We start from the raw sequence: 13,806 nt of genomic DNA, 5'->3' as shown, positions 1-13,806 counted from the left end.
CCTGATACCCCTCGTCCTCACCCGAATCGAGTCGACAGTCGGTAATGGTCCTCGGCGACAAGAACTTCGAGGGCGGCGCGCCGGGAAGGGCAGGAGCGCGGACATGCTCGGTGCACCTGCATCAGCCGGTGCGCGTGCTCCACGTCGTATCGATGGATCGTCGCCGTACAAATCGGATTGTCGGCCATGGTCATCCACCTCCGCAACCAAGCGCTACTACCACCATGATTCCCGGTTCACCTGGCGTCGGCGGGGTGCGGACCGTTTCCTTACCGTTCCTTAGGGCGATCTATGCCCGTCACCATGGTTCGGTATCACATGGCAATACACAATGGCAGTAATCGGATCCATGTCAGTATGGGTCGGTAGGACCGAGTGCTTCCGCACATGACACCGAGACAGCAGGAGTCATCGATGCCCCCGAATGATGTTCCGCGACAGTCCTGGTCGGGTCTGAAGAACCAGGCGGCAAACGGGACTCTCAAGCTGGACGACACCGCCATCGCCGACCTGAGGAATGCTTGCGACGCGGTGATCGGGCGCTTGCTCGCGATCAAACGAGAGATCAGCGAACTAGCGAATATCAAGGCGTTCGCGCCGACCACCCTGCCATCCAGCAATACCTTGGCGCAGAAATACGTAACCAGCGCCAATAACTTCGGCGACATCGTGCAGCGGCATTTGGACATCCAGAACGACATGATGGACACCTTCATCGCGGCAGGCAAGGCGTACATCAACGCGGAAGTCGACAGTTCCCAACGGCTCGACCGGCTCGCCGCTCTCTCGAAAGTGCCCCCGGTGACCAAGAAGGCGGGCGACTTGGGCGTCGATCTCGGGAAGGTCGACACGAAAGTCGACCGGATGGGCTTCCACGGTTTCGACCAACTCGACAAGAGCAAGATCAAGAACCCGAACGGAAATCCGAACGGTTCGTTCGTGCCCGAGCACAACACGCAGGGCGACATGTTCAAGGGTGCGGCCGCCGAGGGCGAGAACCCGGATAAGTTCGACTACCAGTTCCTCTACCGCATCGGGCAAGAGATCGATCACCAGACTCCGGGAAAGCGAGCTGGGCAGTGGGACAAGCTCGCCGGTGTGTTGGACGACGTTTTCACCACCTTCAACAACAAGATCGGCGCCGTCGCGAACGGGGAGAAGTGGGGTGGTGACGGCGCCGGTGCCGCGAAGCTGGCAACCGACCAATACGTCACGGATACGCAGAATCTCCGCGCGCAGATGAGATCGCTCAGCGGAAACCTTGCCTACACCTCGGGATGGTTAGCGCTGACGATGTCAGCCATGCCGCAGACGCCCACCGATAGGTCGAACCAGGAATTCGAAGCGTCGAGCGGGCCGGTAGTCTCGAACCCCGGTGGGGGAACGGGCCTCAACGGGGGGACCTACCCCGATCAGACCCCGATCTACCGCGAGAATTTCAAGAACACCTACCTCATCGGTCTTCCCGAATCGGACACGTCGATACCGTCGCTGCCCCAGCCGACCAGCCCGATCAAGGAAATTCCCGACCCGACCAATACCCACACGCGGCAGACCAGTGGCGGTCCAGGACCCGGACCGGGTCCCGGGCCTCGCACGTCTGCTCAGCAACAACAGCAGGTGCGAGAGGCCGCGCGACGGCAACGGCAAGCTCAGCAGGAAGCCGATCGTAGACAACGGGCGGCGGACAAATACACGGAACAACAGCGCAAGGAAAACGAGAAGTACACCAACGCGCAGCGGGCAAGGGCGCGTCAGCAAGAAGACGCGGCCGCCGCTTACCAGCGCGAGATGCAGGAGAAAGGCCGCAAGCAAGCAGACGCGGCCGCTGCATACCAGCGCGAAATGCAGGAGAAGGGCCGCAAGCAACAGGCGGAGCAAGAAGCGAGGCAGACCGCCCAACAAGCCGAGCAAGCTGCTCAGCAGGCCGCTTCCCAAGCCCAGCAAGCGTTGGAAAAGGCCATGGCGGGCGGCGAACAGGGATTGCAGCAGGCCATGTCGGCAGCCCAGCAGGCCGCGCAGCAAGCATTGGCGGGGCAACAGGCAGCCGCGGCGCGGGCCGGGATTCCCGGCATGCCGAAGCCAGGCGATCTGGCCAAGCTCGGTGGTGGCGGCGCCAAGCCTGGCGGCACGAGCGCGCTCTCAGCCGGTAAGCAGCTCAGCGAGTCGGCCAAACTCTTCCCGCGCGCGAGCGCCGCGACAACCGGTCTCGGTGCGCTCGGCCGGGCCGGTGCAGCATCTCCGATGGCGGCCACCCCCGGTTCTCCCGGCCCGGCGGGCGCGGCTGGACGTGGTGCCGATGGTGGTCAGGGCAAGAATCACAAGCGGCCCGCGTACCTTGAATCCGTCGAGCATATGGATGGGTTGCTCGGTGACGCGCCGCGCGTTGTACGACCAGTTGTAGAGCAATGAACCGAACCTGGAAGCTGACCGATCTCGAGTTCGTCGTCGCATGGGAGGACATCCTTCGCGAGGGTTACATTCCGCAACCGTTCGTGTTCACCAGCCGCACGGAGCTGTGGAACGACTATGTTCGCGAGCGGCTAAAGGTGCGTGAGCAGCTCGTCGCGACAATGGATAACGACCTGCTCGAACTGCTGAAGGCGATGGCGCGCCCCGACATTCGAGTTATCGCGGCGGCATGGGATGGTGCGGACCCGCAGAATACGGAAAAGTGCGTGCGCGTGGTCGCCGCGCGACGGGGTGACCTCGGAGTTGTCGCGACCCAGATCCGGGGGGAGACGGTATTGCACAGTGGCGGTTACACATTCACCGAATGTGATCCGCTTGCGATAGCGGATGAGCTGGTAGCGATACTCCCCGACGCAGCCGCGGGACAGCGTGGCGAGATCGAGCTGGCCACGCACACCGATGCGGCACATTTGGACTACGAACGCCAGGTATCGGCAGTCTTCGACGATTTCGACGACACGGTCTCGTACCGATCGGAGGCTTTTTCGAAGGCGCCGGTTGAGACGGCGGGCCAAGTGATCGTCGTCCAGGGACGGTCCAAGTTCGGTCCACGCGGCATCGTCGAGAATCGCATTCCCTGGCGCGATCTGGTCGATGACGGTCGTTACGCCATCGTCTCCGCGAACCCGCCGGTGGCACGCCCCGTCGATAAGCGGCAGTTCGTCGCCATGATCAACACGCTGATCGCAACTGTTGTGCGCGCCATCAAGGATGAGCGGGTGTAATCAGCCGAGCGTTCATGATCCATGTGCCATAAAGCAATTCGTCATAGACTGACCAGAAGTGATCACGAGATGAGGTGCCATGTCGACAGCGATGTCCAGGAGCGGTTCTATCTCGGTTCGGACTACCGAACAGGGTTTGCCGCTGGCGGTTTCGGTGGAGCCGGAGGAATTGCGGCGGGATCCTGCTGAGCTGGCGCAGCGGATTGTTCGGTTGTGCAAGCAGGCGGCGAATCGGGCCGGGCTGGCGCGGCGGGAGCAATTGGTCGCGGCGGGGTTGAGTAGTGAGATGCTGGCGCTGACCGGGTTGCCGAAGCCGGAAGATGTTGCGCGGCAAGAGCTTGCCGAAGAGGAAGAGTACGACGAAGAGCCGCAGAGCTGGTTGAGGTCGGTATGAACCACGTGATGGACGAGATCGAGGCGCGGGCGCATCGGCAGTTGCATCGGATGCGGGAGTTGGGTGAGCGGATGGCCGCCATCCGAGTTCGGGAAACCTCCACCGATGGTGCGATCACCGCCGAAGTGGACGGCAACGGTGCGCTGTGTGACCTTGTCTTCACAACCACGGTGTCGCGGATGTCGCCGCGCGATTTCGAACAACTGCTGGTCGCCACCGCAGCGCAGGCGGCAGCACGGGCCTTCGCGGAACGGGCCGAGTTGGTCAACGCATTCAACGCGGAGGGCGCGGACCTGCCGCGATAGAACGGCTGAGGTGACCGATGGCCACGTGTGGACGTGGCCGTCGTAGCTGTGTCCGCGATAGTGCGGATGACCGCCAATTCTTTACTGGCTCTTAAGACACTCGGCCCGAGTATTCAGCGAGCCGGACCCCTTGAATCGGTACATTCGGTACAACTTACCAATTGTATTCTCGCAGAGGGTGTTTCCCGATGAGTGATATTGCCGCAGTTCCCGATGCGATTCGCACCTACGGCGACGCCGCGGCCACGATGGCCGCCAGCGTCGCGACCGCGGGCGCGGTGAACCAGGCGGCCACGATGGCCGCCGCCATCCCGGTTTTCGGTCTGATCGGTCAGGACTTCCTCGGAGCCTTCGCGGTTGCGCAGGGCAATCATCTGCAATCGGTCGGTGAACTGGCGTATGTGCACGCCATGACCGCGGTGAGCCTGCACGAGGGCGCCGCCACCTACCAGACAACGGATGAGGGTTCGGCGGTAGAGATCGATACGGTCGGTAGAGTCTGATGTCGGACGCGGTCGATCAATCGGTACTGGATCTGCTGCGCCAGAGCGCGGTGGGTCCCATGCTGGCCCGGCCGGTGAACGATGTCCTGAAGGATATGGGTTTGCCGCAGTTGCCGGATCTGGCTGGGCTGCCGCCGCTTCCGGATCTGCCGCCGTTACCGGTCATCGACCTGTCGCTGCTGGCGAAACCGCTGACCGATCTAGCGGCCACCTTCGGCACCGGCCAGTTTCCCGTCCCTGCAGCCATTCCCGCGGAGAATGCCGGCGCGGACCCGGAGAATCCGATACCGGCCGCTGCTCCCGTCGTCGACCCCACTCAGGTGCTGTCGCAGATCTCCTCCGTAGTCCAGACGGTTGTGCAACTGGGCAGTACGGCGCTGCAGATGGCGATGCAATTGTGGCAGAGCCAGGCTGCGGACAAGGCCGCCGACAAGGGCACGCAGGCGCAGAAGGACGGCACGAATGTCGCGGCGCAGGGCGCGGAAACCTCGCTCGGCGTAGCCAATGCCGCGGGCACGGTGTTCCGGGGATCGGCCATGATGTCGGCGATCATCGCGAAGTTCATGGCCTCGCTGACGGCGTCGGCCCCGTTTCTGGCGACCCCGGGCGGCCAAGCGTTCGTGCTGGCCATGTCGGCGGAAACCCTGGCCGAGGCGACCGCGGTGGTGGCCGAGACCCGTGGTGAACTCACCGTGCACAGCGCCGAAATGGCCAAGACCGGAACCAAGGTTCCGATCACCGACGCCCCCAAGGGCGTCGACCCGATGCAGATGGTTTCGCAGCTGATGCAGATGGTCGGTCCGCTGGCGTCCGCGGCGACGACCGGTGCGCAGTCGATCGCCCAAGCGCATGCGGCGTTGAATCCCGTGAAACCGGCCAGTGAGCTGGATAGGGACAAGCTCGACCCGCAGAAGTTCAGTGCGGCCGGTGGCGGCGGCGCCCCGATCGGCATGGGCGGTGGCGGCGGTATGGGAGCGGTCGCGACCCCAGCCAGGCCACTGAGCCCCTGGGTCGACACGCGCGGTGCGGGCGCACTCGGCGCGGCCGGTGCGACCGGAACGAGTTCGGCGGGTTCGGGTTCGGGTGGATCGAGTGCCGCGGCGCGCGGCAGCGCCACCACCAGCTCACCCGGCATGATGCCGATGGGCGCGGCCGGCGCGGGCGCGGGGATGGCCCGTTCCGGCGAGGAGAGCGCCGACGGACTGCGCGGCCAGTTGGTGACCGCACAACATGGCAACGAGGTCGTCGGCGATATCGAGGGAGTTTCGCTGCCGGTAGTCGGTGCCGCCGAACGAGTTTCCGATCATCTGGACGACGAACCGCCGGACCAGGCACTCACCCTCTGACAGGAGGTCGTCATGGAATTCGATCCTGCCCGGGCGCATAAGACCGCGACCGATTTGGACGCACTAGCGGATCGGCTGGAGGCCGATCTGCGGGCGAACAGGCCGGCGCTGGCCGTGGAATCCGCTGGACTGGACGAGGTTTCGTTGCGCGCCGCGGAAACCATGCGTGCGGTTGGCTCGTCCTACGACGAGACAGCGGTCGCGGGCATTCACGAGTTGCGCAAGTTGGCCGCCGCACTGCGTTCGCAGTCGCAGCAGCTGCTGGTGATGGACAACGAGAACGCCGACGGCTTCAAGGCATCGGCATAACGTGGGGTATAGGAATGGTCGAACCGCCGATCCCCGGTTTCACCGGTGTGGTCTGGGAAGCCAGACCCACCGAACAACTGGCGAAGGATCTCATGACCGGCCGCGGCGCGGCGCCGATGGCCGAGGCGTCCGCCGCCTTGGCCCGCCTCGCCGCGAGTTTCGGTGGCGCCGTAGTCGAATACGACCAGATCATCGGTGCGATTCGGGAGGCGTGGCGCTCCGATACGAGTGAGGCTGTGCTCGAGCGCATCAGCACACTGCGCGAGTGGTTGATCGAAGCAGCGGGTTCTGCCGGGCAGAACGCCACGCGCGCGGGCCGTCAAGCCATGGCCTATGAGATCGCGAAGCTGACCATGCCGCATGTCGCGGAGATCGCCGCGCTGGAAGCGGCGAAGCAATCGATCGAACAGATGGGCACCGGTCTCGGCGGCCCACTCGTCGGGGCCGCGGCCGCAGTGGATGCCGAGCAGGATCTGGCGAAGGCCAATGCGGCACGGGTGATGCGCACCTATGAATCGGCGGCGACGCCGCTGGCCACACCATGGCAGCATGAGGCGCCGCCGGTCATCGCGTCCAGCGCCGCACTCGACGCCGAACGCGCTGCGGCCGAACCCAAACCGGTCGCGTCCGCACCTGGCGGTTTCGCACCGGTCTCGTTCGCCGGCGGATTCGGCGGGATGACCGCGATGCCGCGGGTGAAGGGCGCGTACCACACGCGGACATTCGCGCAATCGGTCACCGAGCCGGAAGTCAGCGCACGCCAACAGTCGACCGCGGCGCAGGCCGAATCGAGTGCCAGCCGCATGATGCCCGCGACCGGCATGTCGCCGGCGACCGCGATGCAGGATGCCGAGCGCACCGCGCGTGCCGCCACGGCGTCTACGCTGCCCGGCGAGTCGGTGGAACTCGACGCCGGAATCGCCGCCGCACCCGCGGTACTCGGCGGTCCGGTCGAGGCGGCGCAGGCGACGGCTACTGGGCAGGCGCCATGACGACGGTGACCAACGACGGCTTGCTGGCCGTCTCCGATCTGCTCGGCGTGCAGACGTTGCCGCTGGTGCTCGGTGTCGGCCCGCAACAGGATTCGGTCGAAGCCTGGAACGCGGCGCGCGAGGATGCCCTCGCTGATCTGCGCGGTGCGGGACTGGTCGACAAGTACGACGATGTAGCTCCCGAACTGGCCGACGCACTACGCATCCTGGCCAAGCCCGAGCGCGAGCTCGCGGCCAGGGTCTACACCGAATCCGGTGTGCGACAAGTCTGTCTGGCTCGCCGGGGTAGCGAACATGCCCTGGCCTCGCGGACCGGTGACGCGTTCGAGGTGCGAACGACCTGGGCCGACGACGACGCCACGGCATTGGCGCGACCGGTGCTCGACGCGCTGGGTCTGTGCCCGCCCGCGGCAATCCCCAGCGTCAGCGCGCCGGTGGACGAACTGCGTGAGCGTCTCGACGCGGCCACCGGATCCAGTGACTACACCCAGATCCTCTACGGGCTCGGGGTGGACACACGTGACGCGATCGAATTCGGCCTCGCCATGTCGAGCTGTCACGCGCATGCCGAGATCGTCGCCTATGCCTACGACGATGGCACGACCACCAGAACGTCCGGAGCGGTAGCGGTCTACGACACCTCGCGGGGTCGTATCGTCGCCAGCCCCGGCGCTGCGCCGGACCTGCGGGTCTGGTCGACCTTCACCCCGGGCACCGATCATCGGATCGCACAGGCGATTTCCGCGCTGATCGAATCACTGCCGGGAGGAAGGTGGATGCCCTAGTCAACGCATCGGAGATGACGCAGCGAACGACTACCACCGCTGCGACAGCACAGCGGATCCAGCAATACCTAATGAAATGGAAAGGGTGAACAATGGCTGGCCAAACTAGTTATACCGCCAAAGAAGCGTCCGAGGTCGTCAACGAATTCCTCGACGCCATCAATGGCATTCGCACGACGATCAGCAAGGTCCAGGAGACCTTCGATGCCGCGCGTTCCGGTTGGGAAGGTGACGCGGCGATTGCCGGACAGAAGGCATCCACCGCGTGGCAGGAAGAGGCCGCGGATCTCAATAAGAAAATCGACGACGTGAACCAGACGGTTTCCGAGGGAAATACCACCCTCGCGAATGTCGATCCGACGAACGTCGAAGCTCTGACCAATCTCATTTAATTCGGACGAACTCGCTGCCCGATAGGAGAATTCTATGCTTTATACCGATGCGGTCCATCAGAATTTGATCACCGAGATGGATCAGTATTACAAGGATCTGGACGGCTACAAGGAAGCGCTCGTCGCGGCTCGCGATAAGCTGATCAAAGTCGGCTGGGAAGAAAACGAGTCGGCTGTCGCCTTCCAGCAGAAGGTCGACGTGCTGCTCGGCGAAGAAGGGCTCGGCGATACGCACCTCAAGCTCGAGAAGCTGCGCGACGCGATCGATTACGCATTCAATAATGCGAAGGCCGCGGACCAGAAGGTCTACAACGCTTTCTGATCGCCTGCAGCGATAAGCCCCGGTCATCCATTCGGCTGACCGGGGCTTATCGTGCGTCGGCGGCCCTCAAACCGCTGCCATTCCCACATGCAGGTAGCGCAGTTCGTCCGGGGTCGCGACCATGTGGACGGTCGTCGACTCACCCGCGGTATCGACGGTGACCAGGTTCGCCGTCTCGGGATCCTCGGTGAGCGTCACATCGGGTTCGAAGGAGTCGTCGGCGACGGGCGCGTTACGCAGGAGTACGACGGTGGTGTCGGAGTGGTGTATGGAGGGCGCGATGCCGTCGTAGACCACGACATTGGCGAACCGATGGGCGCTGGCCTGCTGTGATCCCGCGGACCACGCTGCCAGCATCAACGACTGCGGTGCGTCGACGTCAGCGACCATCGGCCGCCAGGCCTCGTGCCGGTTGGTGTGCACGACGACGGCGGCGCCGAGCGCGATGGCACGCAGGATCATCTGCTGTGCCACCAGCAGGGAGCCGATCACCTCTACCCGCCGCACATGGTGGCCGACCAGCGGCAGCGCCACGCCCTGCCCCGAGGAGTCCGCACCGATCAGCTGTCCGCAGCCCGCGATCGGGACCGGTAGATCGGCCAGCGAATCCGGCTTGCCGAGATAGCTTTCGGGGCTGAACTGCTGGCCGCGGGCGGCGACCGGGAGGGTGTACAGCAGCGCCCGGAATTGCTTGCCCGGCAGCGGCACCAGCCCGGCCGCGCGCACGTCGGCGGGCTTGTCGCGGGTATCGAATCGCGCGACCGCGGTGACCTCGATACCGGCGTCACCCCGCTTCGGCGTGGAGTTGTTCGTGCGCTGCAGCCGCATGGTGACCGTCGTGGCAATGGTCGGCGTCGACCAGACCGCTGCGAACCCGCGCGGGCCGAGCGCTTGCGGCGCCATCCGGTATGTCGTGTAGTGGATGCCATCGTGCTCGACGCTGTGGGCGGTCTCTGTGAACTCGTCCAGCGGCGCGTGCCGAATCAGTTGGTTGACCGCCCCGGTCATTTCGGCCGCGGAGAGCACCGACGCGGTCAGGCCGCGAGCGGCGAGGCGGTTCGCCACCCGCCTGGTGGCGACGATAGCGGACCGCAGCGTGCCGGTGGCCCCGCCGCCGCGCCGATCGACCGCGGCCGCGTTGGCGAGCGGATCGAGCCGCAGCACCACCCAGACGGTCCGGTGCGCCACCGCGGGCAGCGGGCCGAGGATGCGCTCGTACAACTGCGCCACCGCGCCCGTTCCCGCGGTGCGCGCACCGGTGCTGATCACATCGATCGAGGCCAGGCCGATATCGAATTGATCGAGACAGTACGCGATCTCGGGCAGCGGCATCATGTCATCGGCGATCAGCGCCTGCGGACTCAACAGCGTCACCGTGCGCGGGTGCGCCTCAATGCGCAGCATGGTGATCAGCCGGGAGCCGTCCCAGCGCATGCCGTACGCGCCGCCCTCGGGCAGCGGGACATCGAACGGCGCTTGATCGACGGTGGCGGAGCGATTGCGGAAAGCCCGCCACCGGAAGGCGATCTCCTCGTCCAGAAACCGTGCGAGCGAGCTACCGCGGAACGGAACGAGACCGATCAGCAGCACCGCGGCGCATATCGCCGCCGCAATCGGAGTCGAGGCATCGAAGATCACGGCGACTAGGGATGACACCACCGCGATCAGCGCAACCGGAATCACCAGCCGGAGGGGGAGGTTTCGGAACAACCAGAGGTCAGGTGAGTGCAACGGTGGTGCCGGAACGCGGGTTTCGGTATCGGCTGTCGAGGAGCCCATCCGCTCATAATGGACCGAAGTTCCCCGGCTTCGCTACTGTTGTCGCACGAGCTCACCGGCTCGCCGGCTTCATTCGCGTCATTCGGAGGCGTCGTGCCCGCACAGTTGACCACCCGTGCGCAAGTCAACGGCTACCGGTTTCTGCTGAAACGGTATGAGCATGCGTTGATCCGGCGCGACGTGCGCATGTTGCACGATCCGATGCGGTCCCAGTTCCGTTCGCTGATCGTCGGCGCGGTCCTCGGCATCCTGGTGGTCGCGGGTGCGGCGATCATGTCCTTCCTGCGGCCGCAGGGTTCGATCGGTGACGCGAAGATCGTGATGGGCAAGGAGAGCGGCGCGCTGTACGCCGTGGTCGACGGAACACTGCATCCGGCGCTGAACCTGGCCTCGGCCCGGCTCATCGCCGAGAGCGCCGAGGCGCCGACTTCAGTGAAGGAAGCCAAGCTGACCCTGCCGCGTGGGCCGCTGCTGGGGATCCCCGGCGCACCCGCCGTACTGCCCGGCTCTGCCTCCGGCAACCGTTCGATCTGGACGCTGTGTGACACCGTCGCGCTGTCGGCAGCCGGTAGCGCCGCCCGCTCGCCCGGCGCCGAGACCACGGTCATCGCTGGTCCGCTCGACTCCGACGGACCGGGCAATGCGCGTGCGCTGCACGGCGAGGAAGCGTTGCTGGTGCAGCGCAACGGCAAGACCTACCTGCTGTTCAACGGCAAGCGCGCGGAGGTCGATCCCGCCGATTCGGTGCTGGTGCGCTCGCTCGGCCTGCGCCAGCACAATGCGCGGCCGGTCAGCGCGGGACTGCTGAACTCGGCGACCCAGGTACCGGCGCTCACGCCGCCGAAGATCGACCGGGTGGGCGAACCCGGCCCAGGCCGGCTGCAGAGCGTGCCGATCGGTGGCGTGATCCGGGTGCGCGGTGTCGACGCCGAGGAGCTGTACGTGGTGCTCGCCGATGGTGTGCAGCGGCTGTCGCCGTTCGCCGCCGAGGTCATCCGCAATGCGAACTCACAACAGATGAACGAGATCATCGCGGTGCCGCCGGACCGGCTGGTCGGCGTGCCGGTGGTCAGCAGGCTGCCGGTGGACCAGTTCCCCCAGCAGGTCCCGCGCATTCTCACACCCGAGGACAACAAGGTCGGCTGCATGATGTGGTCGAAGTCGGCCGACGATCCGGCCGCGACGGTCACGATTCTCGCCGGTCGGGAACTGCCGCTGGGCGAGAACGCCAAAACCGTCGAACTCGCGACCGCCGACGGCGTCGGCGACCGCATCGACTCCACGTACCTGCGGCCGAATTCGGGGGAGTACGTCCAGGCCACCGGCATCGAACCGGACACCATCCGCAAGGGGACGCTGTTCTACATCGGGGACAACGGTATTCGCTACGGCGTGCCGGACGCCGAGACCGCCGCGATGCTGGGGCTGGAGGCGAAGCCGCGCCTCGCGCCGTGGCCGATCATCAGCCAGATGGTGCCGGGCCCGACCCTGTCGCGGGATGAGGCGCTGCTCAGCCACGACACCCTGCCCACCGCGCGATAGCGCCCGCGCTCCCGCCGAATTCCGGCCCCGGACACATTCCGGTCCCGGTGCATACCGGGGCCGGAATCGTATCAGCGGATGGTGGCCAGCACGTTGTCGAGGGCGTTGCGCATATCGTCGGCCTCGATGCGCATCAGCACCGCTTCGTCGACCGCTGACAGATCGAGGCTTTCGTCGTTGGCCAGCCGGAACTCGCGCTCTTCCTCGGCCGCCTCGATCACATTGCGGATGAACCGGCCGTTGCCCGCCAGGTCGATACCGCGGCGCAGTTCACCGTTCTGATCGTTGGACTCGCGCCCGTACAGCTCGATGCACGAGGCGACCAGCTGGGCCTGGGCCACATCGGAGAGCTCCGAATCCCGTTTGCGCGCAATGAATCGCCCGATCTCGCCGAGCTCCTCGGGCGTATACGAATCGAACTTCACGCGCTTGGCGAACCGGGACGCGAGACCGTCATTGGAGGCCAGGAAGCGGTCGATTTCGCCGCTGTACCCGGCAATGATCACCACCAGGCGATCCCGGTCGTCCTCCATCCTGGCCAGCAGCGTGTCGACGGCCTCGCGGCCGAAGGCGTCACCACCGGACAGACCGGTCTGGATCAGCGTGTATGCCTCGTCGATGAACAGCACGCCGTCCATGGCGCTGTCGATCAACTTGTTCGTCTTGATGGCGGTGCTGCCCAGATGCTGGCCGACGAAATCGGCGCGCTTGGCTTCGATCAGCTTGTCGGTCTTCAATATGCCGAGGCCGCAATAGATCTTGGCGACCACTCTGGCGACGGTGGTCTTGCCGGTTCCGGGCGGGCCGGTGAAGGCCAGGTGCTGACCGCGTGAGGCGCTGGCCATCCCTTTCTCGGCCCGGATCTTCGCCAGTTGGGCAGTCGCCTGCAACTTCGCGACCTGGGTCTTCACCGCGGCCAGACCGATCTGCTCATCGAGTTCGGCGCGTGCGATCTCCAAGATCCGCTTGGCTTTGTCGTCGCGTTCCTCGCGGCCCATCTGCTCGGCCGTCGGTGCGGAGGCCGGGTCCCAGCGATTGGTCCGAGCCGCGATCTGCTCCTTGCCGGTCACGGTGATGCGGTACTTGCGGTCGCGCATGGCGGTGGTGTTGGCCTCGAAGTCCGGCGCCTCGGAGTAGACCTTCTCGAACAGCGACTGGGCCTGGTCCTCCTGGCCGATTTCGCGCAGGCACAGGCCGCGGCAGAACCGGGCAGTGGTCGCGGCTGCCGGAATGGGGCCCGCTTCGGCGGCTTCCATCCGGCGAAGCGCCTCGCCGAACAAGCCCAACTGGGCGCAGGAAGTGCCGACCATGACGTGCGCGCCCGCCGCGAGGTAGGGATCGTCCCACGCCGCCGAACCGGCAAGTACCGTCATCACATCGGGCCAGCGCTGGGTCGTGTAGTGCAGCACGCCGCGCACGTACGCGCAGATTCGATCGTCGATTTCCCGGTCGGGCTGCGAAATCTGGGCGGAGCGGTGTTTGGCCAACTCGTCCAATACTCGCTCGGCCTCGTCGTATTCACCATCGGTGATCAGTTGCGCGGCCTGCGCGAGCCAGATCTCGGTGTAACTGGCCAACGGGTAATCGATATACAGGCCGACAACGAAGCGGCCGGCGAGTATTCGCGGTTGCAGGCCCAAACGGCGTTGTTCGCGGAATAGTGTTGCGGTGCTGGTCTTGTAGAGATTGAAGATCACTTCTCGAGTGAGTTCTCCAGCCGCGGCACGCCCGAGCCATGCATCGCACATCCCGGGATCCCATTCGGTGGCCCGTTGGAAGGCGAGCTTCGCATACTCTAGATCACGGACAGATTCCTGCCCGTCGATCGCAATGCCCAATGACAGAACGCCGGCATCGAAGGCGCGTTGTGCTTGGCGGTTACCGGTCATACGGGTTTGCCCCTAAACACCTACGAATGTGCTGTTTCTTGCTCAGCATAC

The 13,806-nt window shown here is 65.3% G+C and carries 14 protein-coding genes; 12 read left to right on the top strand and 2 right to left on the bottom strand.

The genetic code is table 11. From position 1 onward, the window contains the following. Positions 1–414: 414 nt before the first annotated feature. The 11 genes from AB0L63_RS07100 to AB0L63_RS07050 all read left to right on the top strand — a co-directional run bounded on the left by AB0L63_RS07100 (position 415) and on the right by AB0L63_RS07050 (position 8,545). Positions 415–2,412: a hypothetical protein gene (locus AB0L63_RS07100; RefSeq protein ID WP_364495909.1), complete on the top strand. Its 1,998-nt coding sequence runs from the start codon at positions 415–417 to the stop codon at positions 2,410–2,412. Further along, the gene (locus AB0L63_RS07095) at positions 2,409–3,197 is read left to right on the top strand and encodes an ESX secretion-associated protein EspG (protein ID WP_364495906.1); all 789 of its coding nucleotides are present in this window, start codon (positions 2,409–2,411) and stop codon (positions 3,195–3,197) included. The genes AB0L63_RS07100 and AB0L63_RS07095 overlap by 4 nt, the downstream gene beginning before the upstream one ends. 79 nt (positions 3,198–3,276) lie before the next feature. Next, a complete protein-coding gene (locus tag AB0L63_RS07090; RefSeq protein WP_364495903.1) occupies positions 3,277–3,591 on the top strand; it encodes a hypothetical protein in 315 nt (104 codons plus the stop codon). Beyond that, positions 3,588–3,896 carry a YbaB/EbfC family nucleoid-associated protein gene (locus AB0L63_RS07085; RefSeq protein WP_364495900.1) on the top strand — a complete coding sequence of 103 codons (309 nt, stop codon included), beginning with the start codon at positions 3,588–3,590 and terminating at the stop codon, positions 3,894–3,896. Before AB0L63_RS07090 ends, AB0L63_RS07085 begins: the two co-directional genes overlap by 4 nt. Positions 3,897–4,084: 188 nt before the next feature. After that, a complete protein-coding gene (locus AB0L63_RS07080; RefSeq protein WP_364495897.1) occupies positions 4,085–4,399 on the top strand; it encodes a type VII secretion target in 315 nt (104 codons plus the stop codon). Next, positions 4,399–5,745 carry a hypothetical protein gene (locus AB0L63_RS07075; protein WP_364495894.1) on the top strand — a complete coding sequence of 449 codons (1,347 nt, stop codon included), beginning with the start codon at positions 4,399–4,401 and terminating at the stop codon, positions 5,743–5,745. The genes AB0L63_RS07080 and AB0L63_RS07075 overlap by 1 nt, the downstream gene beginning before the upstream one ends. A 12-nt stretch (positions 5,746–5,757) precedes the next feature. Next, positions 5,758–6,054: a PE domain-containing protein gene (locus AB0L63_RS07070; RefSeq protein ID WP_364495892.1), complete on the top strand. Its 297-nt coding sequence runs from the start codon at positions 5,758–5,760 to the stop codon at positions 6,052–6,054. A gap of 14 nt (positions 6,055–6,068) precedes the next feature. Continuing rightward, positions 6,069–7,046, top strand: coding sequence for a PPE domain-containing protein (locus AB0L63_RS07065; protein ID WP_364495890.1), 978 nt, complete (start codon positions 6,069–6,071; stop codon positions 7,044–7,046). Then, the gene (locus AB0L63_RS07060; RefSeq protein ID WP_364495887.1) at positions 7,043–7,831 is read left to right on the top strand and encodes an ESX secretion-associated protein EspG; all 789 of its coding nucleotides are present in this window, start codon (positions 7,043–7,045) and stop codon (positions 7,829–7,831) included. The genes AB0L63_RS07065 and AB0L63_RS07060 overlap by 4 nt, the downstream gene beginning before the upstream one ends. A gap of 92 nt (positions 7,832–7,923) precedes the next feature. After that, entirely contained in the window at positions 7,924–8,223 is a 300-nt protein-coding gene (locus AB0L63_RS07055) for a WXG100 family type VII secretion target (protein WP_364495885.1), read from the top strand. Between the two features lie 34 nt (positions 8,224–8,257). Next, positions 8,258–8,545: a hypothetical protein gene (locus AB0L63_RS07050; protein ID WP_364495881.1), complete on the top strand. Its 288-nt coding sequence runs from the start codon at positions 8,258–8,260 to the stop codon at positions 8,543–8,545. Between the two features lie 66 nt (positions 8,546–8,611). Here the strand turns inward: AB0L63_RS07050 and eccE are convergent, their stop codons facing one another. Beyond that, positions 8,612–10,324, bottom strand: a complete 1,713-nt coding sequence (eccE, locus tag AB0L63_RS07045; RefSeq protein WP_364495878.1) for a type VII secretion protein EccE — start codon at positions 10,322–10,324, stop codon at positions 8,612–8,614. A 93-nt stretch (positions 10,325–10,417) separates the two neighbouring features. Between eccE and eccB the strand changes: the two genes are divergently transcribed. Then, positions 10,418–11,866, top strand: coding sequence for a type VII secretion protein EccB (eccB, locus tag AB0L63_RS07040; RefSeq protein WP_364495875.1), 1,449 nt, complete (start codon positions 10,418–10,420; stop codon positions 11,864–11,866). 71 nt (positions 11,867–11,937) lie between these two features. On the opposite strand, the gene eccA is transcribed toward eccB, so the two are convergent. Beyond that, positions 11,938–13,755 carry a type VII secretion AAA-ATPase EccA gene (gene eccA / locus AB0L63_RS07035; protein ID WP_364495872.1) on the bottom strand — a complete coding sequence of 606 codons (1,818 nt, stop codon included), beginning with the start codon at positions 13,753–13,755 and terminating at the stop codon, positions 11,938–11,940. Between the last annotated feature and the right edge of the window lie 51 nt (positions 13,756–13,806).

This window comes from Nocardia sp. NPDC051990 (assembly GCF_040680755.1).
Lineage (GTDB): Bacteria > Actinomycetota > Actinomycetes > Mycobacteriales > Mycobacteriaceae > Nocardia.
This window is presented reverse-complemented; position numbering and strand designations above follow the sequence as displayed.

Bases quoted from the DNA above. Each gene is read 5' to 3' on its own strand.
- AB0L63_RS07100 (WP_364495909.1), top strand. From the start codon at position 415: ATGCCCCCGAATGATGTTCCGCGACAGTCCTGGTCGGGTCTGAAGAAC.
- AB0L63_RS07095 (WP_364495906.1), top strand. From the start codon at position 2,409: ATGAACCGAACCTGGAAGCTGACCGATCTCGAGTTCGTCGTCGCATGG.
- AB0L63_RS07090 (WP_364495903.1), top strand. From the start codon at position 3,277: ATGTCGACAGCGATGTCCAGGAGCGGTTCTATCTCGGTTCGGACTACC.
- AB0L63_RS07085 (WP_364495900.1), top strand. From the start codon at position 3,588: ATGAACCACGTGATGGACGAGATCGAGGCGCGGGCGCATCGGCAGTTG.
- AB0L63_RS07080 (WP_364495897.1), top strand. From the start codon at position 4,085: ATGAGTGATATTGCCGCAGTTCCCGATGCGATTCGCACCTACGGCGAC.
- AB0L63_RS07075 (WP_364495894.1), top strand. From the start codon at position 4,399: ATGTCGGACGCGGTCGATCAATCGGTACTGGATCTGCTGCGCCAGAGC.
- AB0L63_RS07070 (WP_364495892.1), top strand. From the start codon at position 5,758: ATGGAATTCGATCCTGCCCGGGCGCATAAGACCGCGACCGATTTGGAC.
- AB0L63_RS07065 (WP_364495890.1), top strand. From the start codon at position 6,069: ATGGTCGAACCGCCGATCCCCGGTTTCACCGGTGTGGTCTGGGAAGCC.
- AB0L63_RS07060 (WP_364495887.1), top strand. From the start codon at position 7,043: ATGACGACGGTGACCAACGACGGCTTGCTGGCCGTCTCCGATCTGCTC.
- AB0L63_RS07055 (WP_364495885.1), top strand. From the start codon at position 7,924: ATGGCTGGCCAAACTAGTTATACCGCCAAAGAAGCGTCCGAGGTCGTC.
- AB0L63_RS07050 (WP_364495881.1), top strand. From the start codon at position 8,258: ATGCTTTATACCGATGCGGTCCATCAGAATTTGATCACCGAGATGGAT.
- eccE (WP_364495878.1), bottom strand. From the start codon at position 10,324: ATGGGCTCCTCGACAGCCGATACCGAAACCCGCGTTCCGGCACCACCG.
- eccA (WP_364495872.1), bottom strand. From the start codon at position 13,755: ATGACCGGTAACCGCCAAGCACAACGCGCCTTCGATGCCGGCGTTCTG.